At 72.7% G+C, this 23515-nt stretch carries 19 protein-coding genes; 10 read left to right on the top strand and 9 right to left on the bottom strand.

The window, feature by feature from the left end; translation table 11 throughout:
- Positions 1 to 101: 101 nt before the first annotated feature.
- Positions 102 to 2318 carry an SF1B family DNA helicase RecD2 gene (recD2, locus tag CXR04_RS24430; RefSeq protein WP_101424426.1) on the bottom strand — a complete coding sequence of 739 codons (2217 nt, stop codon included), beginning with the start codon at positions 2316 to 2318 and terminating at the stop codon, positions 102 to 104.
- Positions 2319 to 2599: 281 nt separating this feature from the next.
- Here recD2 and CXR04_RS24425 point away from each other — a divergent pair, with 281 nt between their 5' ends.
- Positions 2600 to 3196 carry a DUF937 domain-containing protein gene (locus tag CXR04_RS24425; protein ID WP_101424425.1) on the top strand — a complete coding sequence of 199 codons (597 nt, stop codon included), beginning with the start codon at positions 2600 to 2602 and terminating at the stop codon, positions 3194 to 3196.
- Positions 3197 to 3295: 99 nt separating this feature from the next.
- Here CXR04_RS24425 and CXR04_RS24420 read toward each other — a convergent pair whose 3' ends face one another.
- From CXR04_RS24420 to CXR04_RS24410, 3 genes are read right to left on the bottom strand one after another with little or no spacing between them, the layout of a single operon-like run.
- The gene (locus tag CXR04_RS24420; protein ID WP_101424424.1) at positions 3296 to 4147 is read right to left on the bottom strand and encodes a sugar phosphate isomerase/epimerase family protein; all 852 of its coding nucleotides are present in this window, start codon (positions 4145 to 4147) and stop codon (positions 3296 to 3298) included.
- Positions 4144 to 5319 (bottom strand): dihydrodipicolinate synthase family protein, encoded by a 1176-nt coding sequence (locus CXR04_RS24415; protein ID WP_101424423.1) that lies wholly within the window; start codon positions 5317 to 5319, stop codon positions 4144 to 4146. Before CXR04_RS24415 ends, CXR04_RS24420 begins: the two co-directional genes overlap by 4 nt.
- On the bottom strand, positions 5316 to 6485 hold the full coding sequence (locus tag CXR04_RS24410; RefSeq protein ID WP_101424422.1) for a Gfo/Idh/MocA family protein: 1170 nt from the start codon (positions 6483 to 6485) through the stop codon (positions 5316 to 5318). Before CXR04_RS24410 ends, CXR04_RS24415 begins: the two co-directional genes overlap by 4 nt.
- A gap of 248 nt (positions 6486 to 6733) precedes the next feature.
- Here CXR04_RS24410 and CXR04_RS24405 point away from each other — a divergent pair, with 248 nt between their 5' ends.
- The 5 genes from CXR04_RS24405 (at position 6734) to CXR04_RS24385 (ending at position 11785) form a co-directional block, all read left to right on the top strand.
- A complete protein-coding gene (locus CXR04_RS24405) occupies positions 6734 to 7777 on the top strand; it encodes a LacI family DNA-binding transcriptional regulator (RefSeq protein ID WP_101424421.1) in 1044 nt (347 codons plus the stop codon).
- A gap of 128 nt (positions 7778 to 7905) precedes the next feature.
- A complete protein-coding gene (locus CXR04_RS24400; RefSeq protein WP_101424420.1) occupies positions 7906 to 8826 on the top strand; it encodes a bifunctional helix-turn-helix transcriptional regulator/GNAT family N-acetyltransferase in 921 nt (306 codons plus the stop codon).
- A gap of 309 nt (positions 8827 to 9135) precedes the next feature.
- Positions 9136 to 9933, top strand: a complete 798-nt coding sequence (locus tag CXR04_RS24395; RefSeq protein WP_101424419.1) for a sugar phosphate isomerase/epimerase family protein — start codon at positions 9136 to 9138, stop codon at positions 9931 to 9933.
- A 227-nt stretch (positions 9934 to 10160) separates the two neighbouring features.
- Entirely contained in the window at positions 10161 to 10820 is a 660-nt protein-coding gene (locus tag CXR04_RS24390; RefSeq protein ID WP_101424418.1) for a hypothetical protein, read from the top strand.
- Positions 10805 to 11785 (top strand): hypothetical protein, encoded by a 981-nt coding sequence (locus tag CXR04_RS24385; RefSeq protein WP_101424417.1) that lies wholly within the window; start codon positions 10805 to 10807, stop codon positions 11783 to 11785. Before CXR04_RS24390 ends, CXR04_RS24385 begins: the two co-directional genes overlap by 16 nt.
- On the opposite strand, the gene CXR04_RS24380 is transcribed toward CXR04_RS24385, so the two are convergent.
- The gene (locus CXR04_RS24380) at positions 11757 to 12713 is read right to left on the bottom strand and encodes an EamA family transporter (protein WP_101424416.1); all 957 of its coding nucleotides are present in this window, start codon (positions 12711 to 12713) and stop codon (positions 11757 to 11759) included. The two genes, CXR04_RS24385 and CXR04_RS24380, sit on opposite strands and share 29 nt — an antisense overlap.
- Before the next feature lie 88 nt (positions 12714 to 12801).
- Here CXR04_RS24380 and CXR04_RS24375 point away from each other — a divergent pair, with 88 nt between their 5' ends.
- The gene (locus tag CXR04_RS24375) at positions 12802 to 13707 is read left to right on the top strand and encodes a LysR family transcriptional regulator (RefSeq protein WP_101426573.1); all 906 of its coding nucleotides are present in this window, start codon (positions 12802 to 12804) and stop codon (positions 13705 to 13707) included.
- Between the two features lie 90 nt (positions 13708 to 13797).
- Here CXR04_RS24375 and CXR04_RS24370 read toward each other — a convergent pair whose 3' ends face one another.
- The 3 genes from CXR04_RS24370 to CXR04_RS24360 all read right to left on the bottom strand — a co-directional run bounded on the left by CXR04_RS24370 (position 13798) and on the right by CXR04_RS24360 (position 20049).
- A complete protein-coding gene (locus CXR04_RS24370) occupies positions 13798 to 15210 on the bottom strand; it encodes a S28 family serine protease (protein WP_101424415.1) in 1413 nt (470 codons plus the stop codon).
- A 245-nt stretch (positions 15211 to 15455) separates the two neighbouring features.
- Entirely contained in the window at positions 15456 to 19307 is a 3852-nt protein-coding gene (locus CXR04_RS24365; RefSeq protein WP_101426572.1) for an ABC transporter ATP-binding protein, read from the bottom strand.
- A 193-nt stretch (positions 19308 to 19500) separates the two neighbouring features.
- Positions 19501 to 20049 (bottom strand): ATP-binding protein, encoded by a 549-nt coding sequence (locus tag CXR04_RS24360; protein WP_234380460.1) that lies wholly within the window; start codon positions 20047 to 20049, stop codon positions 19501 to 19503.
- A gap of 150 nt (positions 20050 to 20199) precedes the next feature.
- Here CXR04_RS24360 and CXR04_RS24355 point away from each other — a divergent pair, with 150 nt between their 5' ends.
- Together CXR04_RS24355 and CXR04_RS24350 are read left to right on the top strand one after the other, a co-directional pair.
- The gene (locus CXR04_RS24355) at positions 20200 to 20460 is read left to right on the top strand and encodes a DUF397 domain-containing protein (protein ID WP_101424414.1); all 261 of its coding nucleotides are present in this window, start codon (positions 20200 to 20202) and stop codon (positions 20458 to 20460) included.
- Positions 20461 to 20544: 84 nt separating this feature from the next.
- On the top strand, positions 20545 to 21447 hold the full coding sequence (locus CXR04_RS24350; RefSeq protein ID WP_199850522.1) for a helix-turn-helix domain-containing protein: 903 nt from the start codon (positions 20545 to 20547) through the stop codon (positions 21445 to 21447).
- A gap of 95 nt (positions 21448 to 21542) precedes the next feature.
- On the opposite strand, the gene speB is transcribed toward CXR04_RS24350, so the two are convergent.
- A complete protein-coding gene (speB, locus tag CXR04_RS24345; protein ID WP_101424413.1) occupies positions 21543 to 22514 on the bottom strand; it encodes an agmatinase in 972 nt (323 codons plus the stop codon).
- 91 nt (positions 22515 to 22605) lie between these two features.
- Here speB and CXR04_RS24340 point away from each other — a divergent pair, with 91 nt between their 5' ends.
- Positions 22606 to 23427, top strand: a complete 822-nt coding sequence (locus CXR04_RS24340) for a phosphatase (RefSeq protein ID WP_101424412.1) — start codon at positions 22606 to 22608, stop codon at positions 23425 to 23427.
- The last annotated feature ends 88 nt before the right edge of the window (positions 23428 to 23515 follow it).

The following is a 23515-nucleotide window of genomic DNA, read 5'->3' as shown; positions in this document are numbered from 1 at the left end:
CTTCCCCCATGCGGAGCTCTTCCGTGCACTCGGGGTCGGCTGCCGGATCAACATACGGCACTGCGTGCCACATACGGACCATCGTGCCCTGTCGGAGCGCGTTATGGGAGACCCACTCGCCCACGCAGCCGATGGTCCAGCGCCGTACAACGCCGGCCAGCGGAAACGGTCCGCACCGCCTGGCCCAGGGCTTTACGGGAGCCGACCAGCACGACCAGCTTCTTGGCCCGGGTGACGGCCGTGTACAGCAGGTTCCGTTGGAGCATCATCCAGGCACCGGTGGTGACGGGGATCACCACCGCCGGATACTCGCTGCCCTGTGAACGGTGGATGGTGACGGCGTACGCGTGCGTCAGCTCGTCCAGCTCGTCGAAGTCGTACGGCACCTCCTCGTCCTCGTCGGTGAGCACCGTCAGCCGCTGCTCGTCGGCGTCCAGGGCGGTGACGACGCCGACGGTGCCGTTGAAGACCCCGTTGCTGCCCTTCTCGTAGTTGTTCCGTATCTGCGTGACCTTGTCGCCGACGCGGAACGTACGGCCGCCGAAGCGCTTCTCGGCCAGCCCGGGCCGGCCGGGGGTGACGGCCTCCTGGAGCAGCCCGTTGAGCGCGCCGGCGCCCGCGGGGCCGCGGTGCATGGGGGCGAGGACCTGCACATCGCGGCGCGGGTCGAGGCCGAACTTGGCCGGAACCCGACGTGCCGCCACGTCCACCGTGAGCCTGCCGGCGGCCTCCGTGTCGTCCTCGGCGAAGAGGAAGAAGTCGGCGAGGCCCTGGGTGAGGGGCTGCACCCCGGAGTTGATGCGGTGCGCGTTCGTCACCACGCCGGACTGCCGGGCCTGGCGGAAGATCCGGGTCAGCCGGACCGCGGGCACCGGGCCGCCGTCGGCCAGCAGGTCGCGCAGCACCTCCCCGGCGCCGACGGACGGCAGTTGGTCGACATCGCCGACGAGCAGCAGGTGCGCCCCCGGGGGCACGGCCTTGGCCAGCTTGTTCGCCAGCAGCAGGTCGAGCATCGATGCCTCGTCGACGACGACCAGGTCGGCGTCGAGGGGACGGTCCCTGTCGTACGCGGCGTCGCCGCCCGGCTTGAGCTCCAGCAGCCGGTGGACCGTCGACGCCTCGGCGCCGGTCAGCTCCGCCAGCCGCTTGGCCGCGCGGCCCGTGGGCGCCGCCAACACCACCTTCGCCTGCTTGGCCCGGGCCAGCTCCACGATCGAGCGGACCGTGAACGACTTGCCGCAGCCCGGACCGCCGGTCAGCACCGCGACTTTCTCCGTCAGCGCCAGCCGGACCGCCTGCTCCTGCTCGGACGCCAGCTCCGCGCCGGTGCGCCCGCCGAGCCAGCTCAGCGCCCGGTCCCAGTCGACGTCCTGGAAGGCGGGCATCCGGTCCCGCTCGGTACGCAGCAGGCGGAGCAACTGGGCGGCCAGAGAGACCTCCGCGCGGTGGAACGGCACCAGATAGATCCCCTGCACGGCCTCCTCCCCGGCCGGCCCGGGCACCGTCTCCCGGACGACGCCCTCCTCCTTCGCCAGCTCGTCGAGGCACTCGATGACCAGGCCCGTGTCGACCTGGAGCAGCTTGACCGCCCCGGTGATGAGTTGCTGCTCGGGCAGGAAGCAGTTGCCCTGGTCGGAAGACTGCGACAGCGCGTACTGCAGACCGGCCTTGACCCGGTCCGGGCTGTCGTGCGGGATGCCCACGGAGCGGGCGATCCGGTCGGCGGTGAGGAAGCCGATGCCCCAGACATCGGCCGCCAGCCGGTACGGCTCGTTCTTCACCACGGAGATGGAGGCGTCCCCGTACGACTTGTAGATCCGCACGGCGATGGAGGTGGAGACGCCGACGCCCTGGAGGAAGAGCATGACCTCCTTGATGGCCTTCTGCTCCTCCCAGGCGGCGCCGATCAGCTTCGTCCGCTTCGGGCCGAGGCCGGGGACCTCGACGAGCCGGGCGGGATCCTGCTCGATGACGTCGAGGGTGTCGACGCCGAAGTGGTCGACGATGCGCTCGGCGATGCGGGGGCCGATTCCCTTGATCAGCCCGGAGCCGAGATAGCGGCGGATGCCCTGGACGGTGGCGGGGAGGACTGTCCGGTAATTCTCGACGGTGAACTGTTTGCCGTACTGCGGGTGGGAACCCCAGCGGCCCTCCATACGCAGCGACTCGCCGGGCTGGGCGCCGAGGAGGGCGCCGACGACCGTGAGCAGGTCGCCGCCGCCGCGGCCGGTGTCGACGCGGGCGACCGTGTACCCGTTGTCCTCGTTGGCGTACGTGATCCGCTCGAGGACCCCCTCCACCACCGCCAGTTGCGTCATGGGAACGACGCTATCGCCGGGCGCCGACATCGCGGGCCGGCCTGTGGACTACTCGCCGGTTGTGGAAAACCCATGACGGACGCAGCGAGGGGGCCCGGCCTTGCGGCCGGGCCCCCTCGCTTGTCCCCCTCCGAAGGCTCCCCCACCCCCCTGGTACTCCCCCCGGGAAGCCTGATGCCCTATACGACCCCGATCGGCGGCGAAGGGTTGCACGGCTTCGGCACTTTATCGATCTGTAACCCGACGTGCCGACATCGGTGATCGGTCGTAATGTTTCCGGCATGAGGGACAAATCCATACACAAAGCTGTCCTGGACGACCTCAGTACGGAGCAGATGCACCAGGTCGCCGCCGAGCTGGGCACCGGCAGCCGGGGCGCCAGGCGGGTCGTCGGCGAGACGGTCGCCGCCCTCACCGGGTCGCTCGCCGAGGAGGCCGCCTCCCCGCACGGGGCACACGAGGTCGAGCAGGCGCTCGACGAGGCTCAGGGGGCGACGCCCGCGGGCGCGGCAGCGGCCGCCCGCCCGGCGAAGGGCTCGGCCGCGCTGGCGAGCGCCGGAACGTTCGCCGGGAGTGCCCTCGGCGGCGGGATGCTGGCGACGATCGTCGGCAGGACGAGCATGCCGGTGGCCCGCGCGGTCTCGCAGCGCACGGGCATCCCCATGGCGCAGGTGTCCCGGGCGCTGAAGATCCTCACGCCCGTCGCCATGGCCGCCGTCTCCCGGGCCGCGCAGAACCGCAGCGTCGGGGCGGACGGGCTGTCCGAGATGCTCAAGGAGGAGCAGCAGGCGACCCGCAGGCCGGGCGGGGCGCTCGGCGTGCTGGCGCGGCTGTTCGGTGGCGGGCAGTCCTACGGCGGCGGGCGCCACCGCGCCTGACGGCACGGCCGGGTCCGGCCCGTACCCGGCGAACTTCCCGGGAACCGCCACCGCCAGGACCCACCGCCACCCCGGCTCAACGCCGCACCGGCCGGCCGCTCAGCGCACGACAAGCCGCTCGTACCGTTCGACGATCTCCGCCAGCACCTCCGCGCCGTCGCGCGCCCACAGCCCCGGGTTGAAGATCTCGACCTCGACGAAGCCCGCGTACCCCGCCTCGTCCACCCGCTCCCGGAACCAGCGCAGGTCGACGCTCCCTTCGCCCAGTTGGCCCCGCCCCAGCAGCACCCCTTCCGGCAGCGGCGTCACCCAGTCCGCCAGTTGGAAGGCCGCGATCCGGCCGGACTCCCCCGCGCGCGTGATCTGCGCCGCGACGGTGTCGTCCCACCACAGGTGGTACGTGTCCACCACCACGCCCACCCGGTCCGCCGGGAAGCGCTCGGCCAGGTCCAGCGACTGGGCCAGCGTGGAGACCACGCACCGGTCGGCGGCGTACATCGGGTGCAGCGGCTCGATCGCCAGCCGCACGGCGCGCTCCGCCGCGTACGGCGCGAGGGCGCCCAGCGCATCCGCGATGCGCTCCCGTGCGCCGTGCAGATCGCGACTGCCCGCGGGCAGGCCGCCGGAGACGAGCACGAGTGTGTCGGTGCCCAGCGTGGCGGCCTCGTCGATGGCGCGGCGGTTGTCGTCGAGGGCGGCGGCGCGCTCCCCCGGGTCGCCGGTGGTGAAGAACCCGCCGCGGCACAGACTCGTCACCGTCAGCCCGGCGTCGCGGAAGAGCTTGGCGGCGGCCTCCACCCCGAACTCCTGGACGGGCGCGCGCCACAGCCCCACGCCGCGCACCCCGGCCGCGGTGCAGCCGTCCGCGAGTTCGGGGAGCGACCACTGCCTGATGGTCTCCTGGTTGAGGCTGAGGCGGGCCGGCCCGCCGGCCGGGTGTCCGGTACTCACAGGGCGACTCCGTGGACGGCGAGGAAGGAGGTCATGCGCTGTGCCGCGAGCCGCGGGTCGGGGAACAGGCCGAGGGCGTCGGCCAGTTCGTACGCGCGCGCGAGGTGCGGCAGGGAGCGGGCCGACTGCTGCCCGCCGACCATCGTGAAGTGGCTCTGGTGGCCGCCGAGCCAGGCCAGGAACACGACGCCCGTCTTGTAGAAGCGCGTCGGCGCCTGGAAGAGGTGGCGGGCCAGCGGCACGGTCGGGTCCATGACCTTGCGGAAGCCGGCCGCGTCGCCGGTGTCGAGGGTCCGTACCGCCTCCGCGGCAAGCGGGGCGAGGGGGTCGAAGACACCGAGCAGAGCGTGGCTGAAACCGTGCTCGTCACCCTCGATGAGCTCGGGGTAGTGGAAGTCGTCACCCGTGTAGCAGCGGACCCCGCGCGGCAGCCTGCGGCGCAGGTCCACTTCGCGGGAGGCGTCGAGGAGGGAGACCTTGACGCCGTCGACCTTGTCCGGGTGCTGGGCGATGACGTCGAGGAACGTGCCGGTGGCGGCGTCGAGATCGGAGCTGCCCCAGTACCCGGCGAGCGCCGGGTCGAACATGTCGCCCAGCCAGTGCAGGATCACCGGCTCGCGCGCCTGGCGCAGCAGCGCGCCGTACGTCTCCACGTAGTCCTCGGGCCCGCGGGCGCACGCCGCCAGCGCGCGGGAGGCCATGAGCACCGCCTGCGCGCCCGCGTCCTCGACAAGGGTGAGCTGCTCCTCGTACGCGGCGCGCACGCCGTCGAGGGTGGCGCCCTGGGGCGCGAGCTGGTCGGTGCCGGCGCCGCAGGCGACGCGGCCGCCGTGGGCCCTGGCCTCGGCGGCGGAGCGGCGCATCAGCTCGGCGGCGCGGGTCCAGTCCAGGCCCATGCCGCGCTGCGCGGTGTCCATGGCCTCGGCGACGGCGAGACCGTGGGACCACAGGTGGCGGCGGAAGGCGAGGGTGGCGTCCCAGTCGACCGCGGCGGGGCTGTCCGGGTCGCCGGGGCCGGCGTCCGCGTACGGGTCGGCGACGACGTGTGCGGCGGCGAAGACCGTACGGGAGGAGGGACGCGGGCCGCGGGTCGCGAGCGCCGGCGCGGGCTCCGCGCGCGGTTCGTACACCTCCAGCACGCCCCCCGGCCTGGGCAGCCGGATCGTCGTCATCGGGCCAGCTCCGGCACCTCGACGCGCCGCCCCTCCGCGGCGGCCTTGAGGCCCAGCTCGGCGAGCTGCACCCCGCGCGCGCCTGCGAGCAGGTCCCACTGGTACGGCTCGTCGAGCATCAGGTGCCGCAGGAACAGCTCCCACTGGGCGCGGAAGCCGTTGGGGAACCCGGCGGGACCGGCGTTGTCCGGCACCTCCTGCCACTGGTCGCGGAAGGTCTCCGAGACCGGCAGGTCCGGGTTCCACACCGGCTTCGGCGTGGCCGCCCGGTGCTGTACGCGGCAGCCGCGCAGGCCCGCGACGGCGGAGCCCTCGGTGCCGTCGACCTGGAACTCGACCAGCTCGTCGCGGTGGACGCGGACCGTCCAGGAGGAGTTGATCTGCGCCACGACGGGGCCGCCGGGCGCGGCGAGTTCGAAGATGCCGTACGCCGCGTCGTCCGCGGTCGCCTCGTACGCCTCGCCGTGCTCGTCCCAGCGGCGCGGCACGTGCGTGGTGACGTGTGCCTGCACGCTGCGGACGGGGCCGAACAGCTCGTGCAGGATGTACTCCCAGTGCGGGAACATGTCCAGCACCATTCCGCCGCCGTCCTGCGCGCGGTAATTCCAGGAGGGCCGCTGGGCGGGCTGCCAGTCGCCCTCGAAGACCCAGTAGCCGAACTCGCCGCGGACCGACAGGATGCGGCCGAAGAAGCCGCCGTCGATGAGGCGCTTGAGCTTCAGCAGCCCCGGCAGGAACAGCTTGTCCTGCACCACGCCGTGCTTGATGCCGGCGCCCTGCGCCATCCGGGCGAGTTCGAGGGCGGCGGAGGCGGACGTGGCGGTCGGCTTCTCCACATAGATGTGCTTGCCGGCCGCGACGGCCTTCTTCACCGCCTCCTCGCGGGCGGAGGTGACCTGGGCGTCGAAGTACAGCTCCACGGAGTCGTCCGCGAGGACGGCGTCGAGGTCGGTGGTGTACTCCGGCAGGTCGTGCCGGCGGGCGATGTCCTCCAGCGCGTGCTCCCTGCGACCCACCAGGACCGGCTCGGGCCACAGCACGTCGCCACCGCCGAGATCCAGCCCGCCTTCCTCGCGAATGGCAAGAATCGAACGGACGAGGTGCTGTCGATACCCCATCCGGCCGGTGACGCCGTTCATGGCGATACGCAGCGTCCTACGTGGCATCTGGTCTCCCATAGTAAGCGCTTTCTGCCCCGGGAGAAAGTTATCCCCGCCCGGCCTGCAGCGCAAGAGCCCGGCCGGGTACGCACAAAGGCGTGCACACTCCTGCCACCCTCGCGACGCGGGCGCCGCGACGTGCAAGACTTCCGCTCACAGTTCGGACCGGCGACCGGCGCCGGGCGGGGCCCGCGCGGGCCCCGGGGGATTCCGGCCACCGGGCCGGGACGCCGTATCCAACGGGAGGCAGAGCGATGGCAGTCACCCTCGCGGACGTCGCGGCACGCGCCCGCGTCTCCGCCGCGACCGTCTCCCGGGTGCTCAGCGGCAACTACCCGGTGGCCGAGGCCACCCGCGCGCGCGTGCTCGCCGCCGTGGACGAGCTGGACTACGTCATCAACGGCCCCGCGAGCGCGCTCGCCGCCGCCACCTCCGACCTCGTCGGCGTCCTCGTCAACGACGTCGCCGACCCCTTCTTCGGCATCATGGCCAGCGCCGTGCAGTCCGAACTGGGCAGCGAGAAGCTGGCCGTCGTCTGCAACACCGGCGGCTCCCCGGAGCGCGAGCTGACCTACCTCACGCTCCTGCTGCGCCAGCGCGCCGCCGCCGTCGTGATCACCGGAAGCGCCGTCGAGACGCCCGAGTACGCCGCGGCCAGCGCGGCGAAGGTGGGGCGGCTCGCGGCGAACGGCACGCAGGTCGTCCTCCTCGGCCGGCCGGCGAGCGCCGCGCCCGAGGGCTCCGCTTTCGCCGTCGAGTTCGGCAACCGCGAGGGCGGACGCCGGCTCACCGAGCACCTGATCTCCCTCGGCCACCGCCGCATCGGCTACGTCGCGGGCCCCGCCGACCGCACCACCACCCGGCACCGCCTCGAAGGCCACCGTGCCGCGCTCGACGCCCACGGCCTCGGCGGCGACGCCGGCGAACTCGGCCGGCTGACGGTGCACGGCCCGTACTCCCGGAAGTCCGGCTACGACGGCGCGCTCGAACTGCTGGACCGGGAGCCGGGGCTGACGGCCGTCGTCGGCTCGAACGACGCGGTGGCACTGGGCATCTGCGCGGCACTTCGCGAGAAGGGTCTCGACATCCCCGGCGACATCTCCGTGGCGGGCTTCGACGACCTGCCGTTCAGCGCGGACGCGACGCCGGCGCTGACGACGGTGCGGCTGCCGCTCCAGGAGGCGGCGGCGCGGGCGGCGCGGCTGGCGCTGGGGCGGGAGGAGTCGCCGGCGGGCGGGCGCTACATGGTGCCGGCGGAGCTGGTGGCGCGGGCGTCGACGGCGGCGCCGCGGGCGTAGCGGAAGCCGGGGGCCGGGTCGATCATCCGACCGGCCGACACGGTCTGTGGATAACTCTGCACAGCGTCGACGCATGGGGGTACCTTTGACTCAGTCAAGGAAAAGTGCGCGCCAGGAGGTGGGGTTCCGTGACCATCGAGGACATCCGCTCGTTCAACCGCTTCTACACGAATCTGATCGGCGCCCTCGATTACAGCCGCCAGCTCCACACGCCGTACACGCTCACCGAGGCCCGCGTGCTCTACGAGCTGAGCTATGCCCGGCAGGCCGACGCCGCGGACCTGCGCGGGGCGCTCACGCTGGACGCGGGGTATCTCAGCAGGCTGCTCGGCAAGTTCGAGAAGGACGGCCTGATCACGCGCGGGCCGTCGGCCGCCGACGCGCGGCGGCAGCGGGTGGAGCTGACGCCGCGCGGGCGGGAGGCGGCGCATCTGCTGGAGGAGCGCTCGCGCGAGCAGGTGGGGACGCTGCTGGCGCAGGTCCCGCTCGAACGGCGCGCCCGGCTGGCGGCCGCGATGAGCACGGTGCGGGAACTGCTGTCGGAGTCGGCCGTGCCGAGCCCGGTCGAGGAGGCCGAGCTGCGCGAGCCCGGCCCCGGCGAGCTGGGCTGGATCGTCAAGCGCCACGGCGAGCTGTATGCGCAGGAGTACGGGTGGGACGCGGACTTCGAGGCGCTGGTGGCCCGGATCGTCGCGGACCACGCGGCGCAGCGGGACCCGTCGTGCGAGCGCACCTGGATAGCGGACCTGGGCGGCCGCCCGGTCGGCACGGTCATGTGCGTACGGGACGACGCCCCGGAGACGGCGCGGCTGCGGCTGCTGCTGGTGGACCCGGAGGTGCGGGGGCACCGGCTGGGGGCGCGGCTGGTCGACGAGTGCGTCCGCTTCGCCCGTGAGGCGGGATACCGCGAGCTGGTGCTGTGGACGAACTCGGTGCTGGAGTCGGCCCGCCGCCTCTACGAGCGGGCGGGGTTCGAGCTGGTGGCCGAGAAGCCACACCACAGCTACGGGGCGGACCTGGTGGGCCAGGACTGGCGGCTGACGCTCTGACGGATTCGGCCGGATGGCCGCCGCGGGCGCGTCGGCGGCGGTGATGGCAGCGGCCGGGCGGGACCGGGCGGCTCGGGGCGCGGCGGGCGTGGCCGTACGGCTCCGGGTTGCCGGCGAAGGCGTGCTGCGTGGGGCCGGCGAGGGCGTGCCGGGGGTGCTTCCGCCGGGCGGCGGAACGCCCCGGGGACGGGGCGCGCAACGGCGGGGTGCGGGCGCGCGCGGCCCGGCGTGCGACCAGGTGCCGACGGGGGCTCCGGGGGAGGTGGCCGCGGGGTTGCCAGGTGCGGTGGGGTCTGATCGACTCACGGCATGCGACTCGCCTTCTCGACCCTCGGCCTGCCTCAGCTCCCCGTCGCCGAGGTCGCTCGGCTCACCCGCGATGCCGGCTACCAGGGCGTGGAGCTGCGGTGCCACCCCGAGGAGCCCGTGCACACCGGGCTCGGGATCGGGGAGCGGGCCGACGTGGTCGAGGAGTTCGCCGCGGCCGGAGTGGAGATCCTGACGCTGGCGAGCTACGCGGGCGTCGCCGCGGCCGGGGACGACGAGCCGGTGGTCACCGAGATGCGCGAGTTGCTGGCGCTCGCCCGGGACTTGGGCGCCGCCCACGTCCGGGTCTTCCCGCGCGGCGGGGACCAGCCGGCCGTCGAGGCGGATCCCACCGCCGCGCGGCGGCTCGCCGCCGTGGCCCCGTACGCCGCGGACCTCGGCGTGCGCGTGCTGCTGGAGACGCACGACTCGCACCGCACCGGCGCGGACGTCGCCCGCATCCTGGACCGCGTCGGGCACAAGAGCACCGGCGCGCTGTGGGACGTGATGCTCACCTGGCTCGGCGGCGAGGAGCCGCAGGAGTCGTTCGCGGCCCTCTCGCCGTACCTCGGCTACGTGCAGGTCAAGGACGCGGCGTCGCGGGAGGAGCTGGCGCCGCTGGCCCTGGGCGAGGGGACCGTGCCGCTGGCGGAGTGCCTGGCGGTGCTCACGGAGGCGGGCTGGGACGGCTGGCTGTGCTGGGAGTACGAGAAGCGCTGGTTCCCCGAGGCCCGGGAGCTCGCGCCGCTGCTGGCCGGAGGCCGCGAGCATCTGCTCCGGCTGCTGGCCGACGTGGCCTGAATACGCGGCCCTCCCCGGCGCGCGCCGGGCACCGGCGGGCGCCCCGCAACTGCGGGTGACCGCGCAACTCCGCACCTCGGCACGGATATAGGGGCCGGGGGCCCCGACGGCCTTGTGTCACAGGACGGTTGTGAAACCAAGGGGCCGACTGGCCCAATCCTTGCGCCGCTGCCTACGCTGAGGCGCGACTTGCACATGCATACGGGGAAACGGGGGTTCGATCCGTCATGAAGCTCTGCGCACCGGCGAGTGCCGTGGCACTGGCCGCGGCGGTCACGCTGCTGACGGCGTGCGGGTCGTCGGACGACAAGCCGGACCGGATCACGGGCGCCAAGGAAACCGCAGCGGAGTCGGGGGAATCCTCGTCCGCCTCGCCGTCCCCGGCCGCGGACGACGGCGCCGACGCACCGGAGTTCGACTTCCCCGACGACGTCAAGGTCGAGGTGGAGAGCGAGCCGACGGGCGACGCCGCCGAGGACGCGATCCTGCGCGACCACGGCTACGCCGTGCAGTCGATCCGCCTCGGCTACGCGAAGCAGGACCCGCGCCTGGATGTCATGGAGCAGTACCTCGGCGGCGACGCCCTGCTGGGCTGGCGGGCGGGCATCGACGAGTTCGTCCAGGACGGCAAGACGGTCTCCGGCACCGTGCGTTACTACGACCGCGAAGTCACCTCGCAGAAGGGCGACGTGGCGTCCGTCGTGTACTGCGAGGACCAGACGAACTCGTACGCGAAGATCGCCGAATCCGGCAAGGTGCTGAAGACCGAGCCGAGCGCCGACGACTTCATCCGGCACGTCTCGACGATGCGCAAGACGGCGGACGGCCTCTGGCAGATGGTCCACGAGTCCGACGAACAGGGAGCAGCGCAGTGCGGAACCTCCTGAGCACCCGGCGTACGGCGGCCGTGTCCATAGCCGGCGTGGCACTCGCCCTCGTCGCGACCGGGCCTGCGACGGCGGGCGACGGGACGGGCCAGGGCGGCTCCAACCAGATCGGCTCCCGGGTGGACTTCAACCGCAGCAGCCCGGGCTCCGGCGAGACCTCGCCCATGACGCCGATCGGCGGCAGTTGGTCGCCGCCGGTGTGCTGGTACGAGCCGCGCTACACGCCGGACCAGATGGACGACTACGTCCACGAGAACTTCAACGCCGAGCACCACGCCACCGCGTCCATCTCCGAACTCGTCACCGACGACAGCACCTTCGACCTCCGCAAGGACAAGGAAGGGCTGTGGTGGCAGCTCGTCTACCAGGACGACGGGGTGACGGCCGAGGCGTGCCCGGCGACGAAGTCGTTCATGTTCGTCGGCCCCGAGGAGCCCGCGGAGCCGAACACCCGGGTGATCGACCCGGAGACCCTGGCCGCGCTCGCGTACAACGAGACCGAACTGCCCGCCCCTCCGGTGGACCTGAAGCCCAACGCCGCCCGCCAGGTGGTGAACCTGGAGACCCTCGCCGTGCTCGACCCGGCCGAGTTGCAGCGCGTCTGGGTCACCGCCTACATCGACCCGCCGGGCATGGGCCGGATCGCCGCCACCACCGTCGCCACCCCGCAGCGGCTGCGGCTGGAGGCCGGCACGGAGTACGCGGACCCGAACGTCTGCGAGTACGACCTCGTGCGCAAGGGCGGCGGCTTCGCCGTGGACACCGAGGACGCGGGCTGCAACATCACGTACCGCAAGTCCTCCGGCGGGGGGACGTACGAGTTGCAAGCCTCGCTCACCTGGAACGTCAACTGGAACGCGACCGAGAGCCCGGACGGGACGCCCGTGCACGAGGACTTCCCCGACGGCCAGTCCACCACCGAGATCCCGGTGACCGTCAAGGAGATCCAGACGGTGGTGCGCTAGCGCCGCCCGACTGCGCCGGTACGGCGGGGCGGTGCGGCACGGCACCGCCCCGCGGGCCGGCTCTGCGGCCGGCCCGCCGGCCGCCCAGCGACGTCACGGCCACCCCGCCGACCAGCAGCAGCGCCGCCGTCCAGCGCAGCCCCGTGATCTCCTCGCCCAGGAACAGCGCCGCCGAGGACATTCCCGCGACCGGCACCAGCAGCGAGAACGGCGCCACCGTCGAGGCGTCGTACGTACGCAGCAGGTACCCCCACACCCCGAAGCCGAATATCGTGACGATCCACGCGATGTAGACGACCGCGCCGGCGCCCGCCCAGTCCAGCGACCGCAGTGCCTCCCAGTCCCGCTCCGGCCCCTCGAACACCAGCGACAGCGCGAGCAGCGGCAGCACGGGCACACAGGACACCCACACCATGAAGCGCAGCCCGTCCGGCGGCGCGGCCTTGCGCATGATCACGTTCGAGATACCCCAGCAGAACGCCGCCGCCAGCACGATCGCGAACGCCCCCAGCGGCCCGGAGCCGCCCTCGTCCACCGCGGCCAGCGCCACCCCGCACAGCGCGACGCCCATCCCCGCCAGCCGCACCCGCCCCGGCCGCTCCCCCAGCACCACCGCCGCGAGGCACGCCGTGAACACCGCCTGGATCTGCAGCACCAGCGACGACAACCCCGGCGGCATCCCCTGCTCCATGCCGACGAACAGCAGCCCGAACTTCGCCACCCCCAGCACCAGCCCGACCGCCAGGATCCACTTGAACGCGACCTGCGGCCGGCCGACGAGGAACACCGCAGGCAGCGCCGCCACCAGGAAGCGCAGGGCGGTGAACAGCAGCGGCGGGAAGTGGTCGAGGCCCACTTCGATGACGACGAAGTTCAGCCCCCAGAAGAAGGCGACGAGGACGGCGAGTGCGATGTGCAGCGGACGCATGCAGCCAGGATCGGGCCGGACGACCGTGAAGCACCAGCATGTATTACTTCATGATTGGATGTAGCAACGCTGAACCCTGGGGGTGGCCATGCTCGATCTGTCCCGGCTGCGGGCGCTGCACGCCGTCGCCGTCCACGGCTCCGTCGGCTCCGCCGCGGCCGCCCTCGGCTACACCCCGTCCGCCGTCTCCCAGCAGATCGCCAAGCTGGAGCGCGAGACCCGCACGCCGCTGCTGGAGCGCCGCGGCCGCGGGGTGACGCTCACCGACGCCGCCCAGCACCTCGCCGCCACGGCGGAGCAGTTGCTCGCCATCGTCGAGGAGGCCGAGACCTCGCTGGAGGAGCGCCGCGGCCGGCCCATGGGGCGGCTGACGGTGGCCTGCTTCGCGACCGCCGCCCGCGGCCTGCTGCCCGCGGCGCTCGCCGCGCTCGCCGCGGAGCACCCCGCGCTCGACACCCGCATGCTGGAGGCCGACCCGCACCTCTCCCCCGGCATGGTCACCCGCGGTGTGGCCGACCTCGCCGTCGCCCACGACTGGGACAGCGCCCCGCTGCCCACCCCCGAGGGGATGGAGCTGGCGCCCATCGGCGACGACCTGTGCGACATCTGCGTCCCGGCCGGCCACCCCTTCGCCGAGCGCGACGCGCTCGTCCGGGCGGATCTCGTGGGCGAGCGCTGGATCTGCCAGCCGCCCGGCTCGACGTGCCACGACTGGCTCGTACGCACCCTGCGCACCTCCGGCCACGAGCCGGATCTCGCCTACCAGGTCGCCGAGTACGCCTCGCAGCTCGCGCTGGTCGCGGCCGGTCTGGGCATCGCGCTGGTGCCGCGGCTGGGCCGCGGTCCGCTGCCGGCGGGGGTGGTCGCGGTGCCGCTGGAGCCGGTGCCGGTGCGGCGGGTGTACGCGCTGTGGCGTACGGGCGCGGCGCGCCGGCCGGCGATCCGGGAGGCGGTGCGGCTGCTGCAGCGGGAGTGGAAGGAACGGGTCGGCTGACGGTACGAGGACGCGTGTCCGTACGTCACGGCCGCGCCCGCGGGCGGTGACACCCGCGGGCGCGGCTTCGTGCGGCTCAGCGGCCCGGGATCACGGCCGGAGCGACTGCTCCCGCAGCTCCTTCTTCGTCACCTTGTCCAGCCCGCTGTCGTACGCGGCCAGCGGCTTCGCCTTCGTGGTGCCGGCCTCGACACCGGCCCAGTCGAGGATCCGCTCGGTCGCCTTGGCGCGCTGCTCCGCCGGGAGCTGGCTGACCCGGGCGCCGTGGTTGGCGCCGGGCGCGGTGTAGACGTACGAGTCGTGCGCGCCCTTCCCGAGGCGGAACGGCTCGGCGCCCCACGGGTCGTTCTCGCCGTAGACGAAGAGCATCTGGTCCGCGTTCCTGCGCACCCACTTGTCGACGTCGTTCATCACCGACGGCTCGAAGCGCATGTCGATGTCGCGCGGGACGAAGTTCCGCGGCGGCTGGTAGCCGTAGCGGCTCAGGTCCTTCAGGTGCGGCAACTGGATGGTGGGCGCGCCCAGTTCGGTGCCCGCCTGGTAGTAGTACGGCGTGTACGGTGCGAGCCCCTGGTCGGTGTAGAAGGACCAGCCGGCGATGGCGTCGACGTAGTCGTACAGCTCCTGGTCGGAGACGGTGGCGGCGTCCGGCACGTCGGCGCAGTCGGCGGCCGAGCTGTACTGCCAGAAGCCCCACACGAGGTCGAGGACGGTCGCCTCGAACGCCTTGTCCAGGCTGCCGATCGTGGTGAACGTCGCGCCCGACTCCGCGGCCCAGGCCGCGTACTTCTCCGACAGCGCGTCCCGCCGCACCAGCGCCTCGCGCTGAACGGCGTTGAGCGCGTCGCGGCACTCCTTAGTCCCGACCTGCTCGAAGAACCGGTCGTAGGCCGAGTCCTCCTTGTTCACCACGTCGTTCGGCGCGACGTAGGCGACGACGCCGTCCATGTCGCGCGGGTAGAAGCGCTCGTAGTACGTGGCGGTCATGCCGCCCTTGCTGCCGCCGGTGGCCAGCCAGTTCTCGTCGTAGATGTCGTTCAGCGCCCCGAAGATGCGGTGCTGGTCGCTGGCGGCCTGCCAGATGTCGAGCTTCTTCCAGTCCGCGGGGTCGGGCCGGGACGGGGTGAAGAACCGGTACTCCATCGAGACCTGGTTGCCGTCGATGATCTGCGTGGGCTCGCTGCGCGACGGCGTCGTGGACACGTTGTAGCCGCCGGTGGAGAAGACCGTGGGCCGGTCGGTGTCCTTGTGCAGCACGGTGATCCGCTGCTGGAAGGTCTGGCCGTGCGGCTTCCGGTGGTCCACGGGCTGTGTGTAGTTCAGAACGAAGTAGCGGTAGCCGTCGACCGGCTTCTCCTGGATCAGGCTCATGCCCTTGATCGAGAGGAGCCGGTCCTTGATGTCGGCCTCGTCCGCGGTGGCGGCACCGACCGGCGAACTGCCCAGCCCCACCGTGCCGGTGAGCACGGCCAGACTCAGCAGCCATCCGAGCTTCCTGCGCATCTTCCCTCCCCGGGTTCACAATGACCCTCGGAACCTAGCCGCGTTGGCCACGCCGGAGAAGAACGCCGAGCACCCTGTGGATAACTTTCCACGCATTGCGCTGCTTCGATTACTCTGAGTAGCGGAATGAGGGGTCTGGGACAGAGAAGGCAGGGGGCCAAGCGATGCTACAGAACCGCCCGGGGCGATTCCGGGAGCTACGCCGCCGGATTCGCCGGCTGCGTCACCGGCTCCACCGGCTCCGGCTACGCCGCCGCGGGTTCCACCGAGCCCGCGTAGGTCCGCCACAGTTCCGCGTACCGGCCGCCGCGGGCGAGCAGTTCCTCGTGCGTCCCGTCCTCGGCGACGCGCCCGTGGTCGAGGACCACGACGCGGTCGGCGCGGGCGGCCGTCGTCAGGCGGTGGGCGACGACGAGGGTCGTGCGGCGGCCGGCGAGGCGGTCCGTGGCGCTGTTGACCGCGGCCTCGGTGGCGAGGTCGAGCGCGGCGGTGGCCTCATCGAGGAGCAGGATGTCGGGATCGACCAACTCGGCCCGGGCCAGGGCGATGAGCTGGCGCTGCCCCGCGGAGAGGTTGCGGCCCCGCTCGGCGACGTCGTGGAGGTAGCCGCCGGGCAGCGAGGCGATCATGTCGTGCGCGCCGACGGCCCGCGCGGCGGCCTCGACCCCGGCGTCGGAGGCGTCGGGGCGGCCGTAGGCGATGGCGTCGCGCACGGTGCCGGAGAAGAGGTACGACTCCTGCGGGACGACGCCGAGGCGGTGGCGGTAGCCGGTGAGGTCGAGCTCGCGCACGTCGGTGCCGTCGACGCGGACGGCGCCGCGGGTCGGGTCGTAGAACCGGGCGGCGAGCTTGACCAGCGTCGACTTGCCGGCGCCGGTCTCCCCGACGAACGCGACGGTCTGCCCGGCCGGGATCGTCAGGTCGAGCCCGGTCAGCGCCGCCTCGGCGGCACCCTCGGTCTGCCCGTCGTACGCGAAGTGCACGTCGTCGAAGGCGATCTCGCCGCTCAGTTGCCCGACCGGCCGCGGCTTCGCGGCCGGCGGCGTGGACGGCTTCTCGTGCAGCAGTTCCTGGATGCGGCCGAGCGCGACGGCCGCTTGCTGGTAGCCGTCGAAGACCTGGGAGAGCTGCTGCACGGGGGCGAAGAACAGATCGATGTACAGCAGGTACGCGACGAGCGCGCCCGCGGTGAGCGTCCCCGCGGCCACCCGGTCGGACCCGGCCCACAGCACGCCGACGGTGGCGAAGGAGGCGAGGAGCTGCACGAACGGGAAGTAGACGGAGATGAGCCACTGGCCGCGTACGCGGGCCTGGCGGTAGCCGTCGCTGCGCTCGGCGAACCGGGCGGCGCCGCCGTCCTCGCGGCGGAACGCCTGCACGATGCGCAGCCCGGCGACCGACTCCTGGAGGTCGCCGTTGACGACGCTGACGCGCTCGCGCGCCAGTTCGTACGCCTTGACGCTCTGCCGCCGGAAGAAGAACGTGCCGACGATCAGCGGCGGCAGGGCGGCGAAGACGATCAGGGCGAGCTGGAGGTCGATGACCAGCAGCGCGACCAGGATGCCGAAGAAGGTGAGCAGCGAGACGACGGCGGTGACCAGGCCGGTCTGCAGGAACGTGGACAGGGCGTCCACGTCCGTGGTCATCCGGGTCATGATCTTGCCGGTCAGATGGCGCTCGTAGTAGTCGAGCCCGAGCCGCTGGAGCTGGGCGAAGATCTTGACGCGCAGGGCGTAGAGAACCCGCTCGCCCGTGCGGCCGGTGAGCCGGGTGGCGCCGACCTGGGCCGCCCACTGGCCGAGCACGACGGCGAGCGCGAGGCCCGCGGCCGTCCACACGGCGCCGAGGGAGAGCTTCTGGACGCCGTCATCGATGCCGTGCCGGATGAGGACGGGCAGCAGCAGACCGGCGACCGCGTCGCCGGCGACGAAGAGCAGGGCGATGGCGAGCGGTCCGCCGAAGCCGCGCAGCAGCCGGCGGAGGCCGTACGAGACCTCCGGCGCCTCGGCCTGGTCCTCGTCCACGTCGGGGCTCTCGGTGGCGGGCGGCAGGGCGGCGACCTTGGCCAGCAGTTCGGGGCTGCCGGGCGAGCCGGCGAGCATGCCGGCGAAGCCGGAGGGGTCGCCGGCGGAGGCCGTGGAGTTGCCGCCCCCTTCGGCGCTCTTCCCGCCGGTCTCCTTGCGCACCCACAGGTCGGGGGTGACCCCGTCGACGCTGGCGTGGGTGTCGGCGGCGACCTGTCCCGCGGGGTCGCGCTCGCGGTCCGCCAGCTCGTCCGGGTCGGTCAGCAGCCGCCGGTAGAGCGGGCAGCGGGCCTGCAGCTCCTCGTGGGTGCCGACATCGGCCAGCCGGCCGCCGTCGAGGACGGCGATGCGGTCGGCGAGCGCCAGGGTGGACTGGCGGTGGGCGATGAGCAGGGTGGTGCGGCCGGCCATGACGCTGCGGAGCGCCTCGTGGATCTCGTGCTCGACGCGGGCGTCGACCGCGGAGGTGGCGTCGTCCAGGAGCAGCAGCCGGGGGTCGGTGAGGATCGCGCGGGCCAGCGCGATGCGCTGGCGCTGGCCGCCGGAGAGGGTCATGCCCTGCTCGCCGACGACGGTGTCGTAGCCCTCCGGGAGGCCGGTGCCCGGGCCTTCGTCCGCGGTCCCGGCAGCGGCATCGTCGCCGGGGGCGGCAGCGGCGCCGTTGCCCAGCGCGGTGATGAAGCCGTCGGCCTGCGCGGCACGGGCGGCGGCGCGGATCTCCTCGTCGGTGGCGTCGGGCTTGCCGTAGGCGATGTTGTCCCGGATGGACTCGGAGAACAGGAAGCTGTTCTCGGGGACGAGGCCGATGGCCGCCCGCAGCGAGGGCAGCGTGAGGTCGCGTACGTCGTGGCCGCCGATGCGGACGGCGCCGCCGCCGGGTGCGACGTCGTAGTAGCGGGGTATCAGCATCGACAGCGTCGACTTACCGCTGCCGGAGGCGCCGACGACGGCCATCGTCTCGCCGGGCTCGACGCGCAGCGTCAGCCGGTCGAGGACCGGGTGGTCGGGGTCGTAGCCGAAGGTGACGGCGTCGAACTCGACGTCGGCGGGGGCGTCGGCCGGCAGCTCGTGGGCGCCGGGCCGGTCGGACAGCTCAGGCTCGGTGTCGATCAGCTCGTAGACCCGCTCCACGCCCGCGCGGGCCTGCTGCCCGACGGTGAGCATCATCGCGAGCATCCGGACCGGGCCGACGAGCTGCGCGAGATAAGTGGAGAAGGCGACGAAGGTGCCGAGGGTGATCTGCCCGCGGGTGGCCATCCAGCCGCCGAGCGCGAGCATCCCGACCTGGCCGAGGGAGGGCACGGCCTGGAGGGCGGGGGTGTAGCGGGCGTTCATGCGGACGGTGCGCAGCCGGGCTGCGTAGAGCTTCCGGCTGATGGCGCGGAGCTTGCCGGTCTCCTGCCGCTCCTGGCCGAAGCCCTTGACGACGCGGACGCCGCCGACGGCGCCGTCCACGACGGAGGCGACGGTGCCGGCCTGCTGCTGGGCGTACCAGGTGGCGGGGAAGAGGCGGGTGCGGCTGCGGTTGGCAATCCACCACAGGGCGGGGGCGACGCCGAGGGCGACGAGGGTGAGCGTCGGGGACAGCACGATCATGACGACCAGGGAGACCGCGAAGAGCAGCACGTTGCCGATCATCATCGGGACCATGAAGAGCAGGCCCTGGACGAGCTGCAGGTCGGTGGTGCCGCGGCCGACGACCTGGCCGGTGGACAATTCGTCCTGGCGGCGGCCGTCGAGCCGGACGATCGCGTCGTACATCTGGGTGCGCAGGTCGTGCTGCACGTCGAGGGCGAGCCGGCCGCCGTAGTAGCGCCGGACATAGGTGAGGCCGTAGACGGCGAGTGCGGCGAGGACCATGAGGGCGGCCAGGGGCGCGAGCGGCCGGTCGCCGGAGACGATCACGTCGTCGATGATCAGCTTGGGGATGAGCGGGACGAGGGCCATGATGCCCATCCCCGCGAGGGAGGCGCCGAGGGAGAGCAGAACGTTGCGGCGATAGCGCAGACAGTGCCGGAGGAGCCGCCGTGCCCAGCCCTCGGGTGCGTCCCGCGAAGGCTTTTGCCCGGCTATGTCCCCGTTCGAGGGGGTCTCGTCCGATGGGGTCCGTGCCGCAGGGATCTTCCCCGATGGTTCCGCCACCGGCCGCCTCCGCCTCAGTGTCGATGGTCCTGGTCCAGGAACCACAACCTACGGGCGCCGGGTTTTGTTTCTCGGGTGCGTACGGAATGTTGCCCGCGGCCGGCCGCGGGCGCTCGGGCGCAGGTCAGGCCACTGCCTGCAACTGGGGCGGGCTACTGCCCGTGAGCACCTCGACGAGTACCAGCAACCGGGTGAGGGGCTGCTCGACGCCGTGTTCCTCCGCCGGGGACGCGGCTCTGCCGCCCTCGGAGAAGCGGGCCCAGACGGCCTTGCCGTAGGGGCCCGGCTCGCTCCAGCCCCAACTGTCGCTGAGGGACTCCACGATCTGCATCCCGCGGCCGGACTCCGCGAACGGGTCGGCGACGCACACCCGCGGGACGCCGGTCCCGGGGTCGAAGACCGCGCACACGACCTCCGAGCCGCGGCGCAGCAGGCTGAGGACGACCGGGTGGGGGGCCTGGCTCCAGGACGGTTCGCAGAGACCGTGCCGCAGCGCGTTGGCCACCAGCTCGGAGGCGACCGAGGCGACGTCGTCGACCAGGTCCTCCAACTGCCACCCGCGGAGCGTCGCCCTGGCGACGTTGCGGGCGATCGATATCGACCGGGGGTCGTCCTCAAGCGTGCACGCTGCAAACTCGGAGGCGGTCACCCACCCTTCAGCCGGTGCGGTCATCTCCAACTCCCCAGTCTCACGTGCACGTTGATGAAACAGGTTGCGATGCCATAGTGATCGATGTGCACTTGCCGCTGCAAGTACGGATGCAATTTCATTCGCAAGAACAGGTGCACGTACATTGGAGTCGCGATCATAGAAGGAGACAGGATGCAGCAGGTCATGAACGGTGTACCGGCGGATCAACTGGCCGGAATCACCTGGCGGAAGAGCCGATTCAGCAATCCGAACGGCGAGTGCGTGGAGGTCGCCGGACTCCCCGGCGGGGACATCGCGATGCGCAACTCGCGCGATCCGGGCGGACCGGCCCTCATCTACACACAGGCGGAGATCACCGCCTTCCTGCTCGGCGCGAAGGACGGCCAGTTCGACGATCTGATCGTCAACAGCGCGGCGCGGGGCCCCGGTTGAACCCCGTAGTAGCTGTACACCGAACCCTCCACAGTGAGAGACTGAGCGGTCGATTCACCACACCGCGGGACAGGGGCAGGCCAGATGTCAGCGTCACCGGAGCAGACGTCATCGGTACGCAGGGCACTCTCTCAGCAGCACGGAGGGCCCACGGTTCTTCGCATCCTGCTGGGCACACACCTGCGTCGGCTCCGGGAGGCCGCCGGCGTCTCCCGTGAGGCGGCCGGTGATGCGATCCGGGCGTCGCACGCCAAGATCAGCCGCCTTGAGCTCGGCCGCGTGGGGTACAAGGACCGCGACGTCTCCGACCTCCTCAGCCTCTACGGCGTCACGGACGAGCAGGAGCGCTCCGAGTTCCTGGCCCTCGCCCGCCGCGCCAGTTCCCCCGGCTGGTGGCAGAAGTACGGCGACGTGCTGCCCGGCTGGTTCGAGACGCTGCTCGGCCTCGAAGAGGCCGCGGGGCTGATCCGTAACTACCAGGTCCAGTTCGTCCCCGGGCTGCTCCAGACCGCGGACTACGCCCGCGCCGTCACGCTGCTGGCCAACGCGGGCGCGCCCGAGCAGGAGATCCAGCGCAAGGTCGACGTACGGCTGCGCCGCCAGCAGGTGCTGGACCGGCCGGACGCGCCGAAGCTGTGGGTCGTCGTCGACGAGGCCGCGCTGCGCCGTCCGCTCGGCGGGGCGGATGTCATGCGGGGCCAGGTCAGGCACCTGCTGGAGATGGGCACCCGGAAGAACATCACCATCCAGATCGCGCCCTTCGACATCGGCGGCCTCGCGGCGGCCGGCGGGCCGATACACATCATGCGCTTCACCGAGCCGGACCTGCCCGACGTCGTCTATCTGGAGCAGCTCACCAGCGCGCTCTACCTGGACAAGCCGGACGAGGTGGAGAACTACAAGCTGGTCATGGACCGGCTCTGCGCCACTGCCGAGACGCACGCGGGAAGCATGCGGATACTGGAGCGCCTGGCCGACGAGTTCTGACGGACTCCCGGCACGCAGGGCACCCACGCACACCCGGCAGGGTTGCGCACACAGCATCAGAGGATCAGGCGCGGCGGCGCCTGGTCCGTGGTGCTCTAGCCCGCGTCCCGCTCAGCGGCGATCTGCCGCGCCATCAGCGTCGTCAGCTCGTACGCCGTGTGGGACGCCGCCACCGACGTGATCTCGGCGTGGTCGTACGCCGGCGCCACCTCCACCAGGTCCGCGGAGACCAGCCGGCAGCCCGCCAGCCCGCGCAGGATCTCCAGCAGCTCGCGCGAAGTGAGCCCGCCGGCCTCCGGGGTGCCGGTGCCCGGGGCGTGCGCCGGGTCCAGGACGTCGATGTCGACGGACACGTACAGCGGCCGGTCCCCGATCCGCTGCCGCAACTGGTCGGTGACCTCGTCCACGCCGCGGCGCATCACGTCCGCCGAGGTGACGATGCCGAAGCCCAGCTTCTCGTCGTCGTCCAGGTCCTTGCGCCCGTAGAGCGGCCCGCGGATGCCGACGTGCGAGAGCGCCGCGGTGTCGACCACGCCCTCCTCCACCGCGCGCCGGAACGGCGTGCCGTGGGTGTACGCGGCGCCGAAGTAGGTGTCCCAGGTGTCCAGGTGCGCGTCGAAGTGCAGCAGCGCGACCGGCCCGTGCCGGCGGGCGACGGCCCGCAGCAGCGGCAGCGCGATGGTGTGGTCGCCGCCCAGCGTCATCAGCCGGGCGCCGGTGGCGAGCAGTTCGTCCGCCGCGCCCTCGACGGTGGCCACCGCCTCGCCGATGTCGAACGGGTTGACGGCGATGTCGCCCGCGTCCGCGACCTGGGCCAGCGTGAAGGGCGCGGCGTCCTGCGCCGGGTTGTACGGCCGCAGCAGCCGGGACGCCTCGCGGATCGCGTTGCCGCCGAAGCGGGCGCCGGGACGGTAGGAGACGCCGCTGTCGAAGGGGACGCCGACGACGGCGACGTCCGTACGCGCCACCTGGTCCAGGCGGGGCAGCCGCGCGAAGGTGGCGGGGCCCGCGTAGCGCGGGACGCGGGAGGAGTCGACGGGGCCGCGAGGGGTGCCGGTGCTGCTCATGCCTTCGACGATAAGCGCAGGGCAGCACGGCGGCCGCTGTACAGAGTGGACACTTGCGCCCCCGCACATGTGTCCGGGTGACAATGACACCATGGCCCTCATGTCCCTGCCTGACGCACCCAGCCGCCCCGCCCTCGCCGACCACCTCGTACGCACCCGGATCGCGGGCGACGTCGCCACGCCCCGCGAGGGGAACCTGCGCCACTACCGCGAGCTCAGCCAGGGCAACCTGCGCTTCTGGCTCGGCCTCGACCTCGGCGACCGCTGGACCGACGAGCGGGACGTGCTGGCCGTCATGGCCGAGCGCGTCGGCGTCGTCGCCGACCCCGCGCACACCCAGGGCCAGGACCGGATCGACCCCGAGCTGACCGTGGACGGCCTGGACCGGATGGCGGCCGAGCTGCGCAAGGCCGCCGAGGGCCGGCAGCGGGTGCTGCTGGCGACGGGCCACCCCGGCGGGCTGCTGGAGGTGCACAGCAGGACGGCGGCGGCGCTGCGCGCGGCGGGCTGCGACATCGTCACCGTGCCGCCGGGGCTGCGGACGGGCGAGGGCGACGACGGGACGTACGGCAACGTCCAGCAGTTCTGCGACGTGGCCGTGCTGGAGCGGGGCGCGACGCTGTGGCACACGCACGCGCCGCAGCCGGTGCGGCAGATCCTCGACGCGCTGGAGCGGGCCGGCGAGCCGCTGCCCGACCTGGTGGTCGCCGACCACGGCTGGGCGGGCGGCGCGGCGCAGCGCGGCGTGCACGCAGTGGGCTACGCGGACTGCAACGACCCGGCGCTGTTCCTCGGCGAGGCGGAGGGCACGCTCGCGGTGGCGGTGCCGATGGACGACCACGTCACGGATCCGGGGGCGTACGCGCTGATGACGGCGTACCTGCTGGAGGCGGCGGGGCTGGAGCTGCCGTAGCGGGGGCAGGCAGGGCCCACGTAGAGCCGCGGCGCCCGGTCCGTACGCCCACCCGGTCCGTACGCCCACCCGATCCGTACGCCCACCC

The sequence above is a fragment of the Streptomyces sp. CMB-StM0423 genome, assembly GCF_002847285.1.
In the GTDB taxonomy this organism is placed as follows: Bacteria; Actinomycetota; Actinomycetes; order Streptomycetales; family Streptomycetaceae; genus Streptomyces.
The sequence above is the reverse complement of the archived record's forward strand: the minus strand, read 5'-3'. Positions and strand labels throughout refer to the sequence as shown.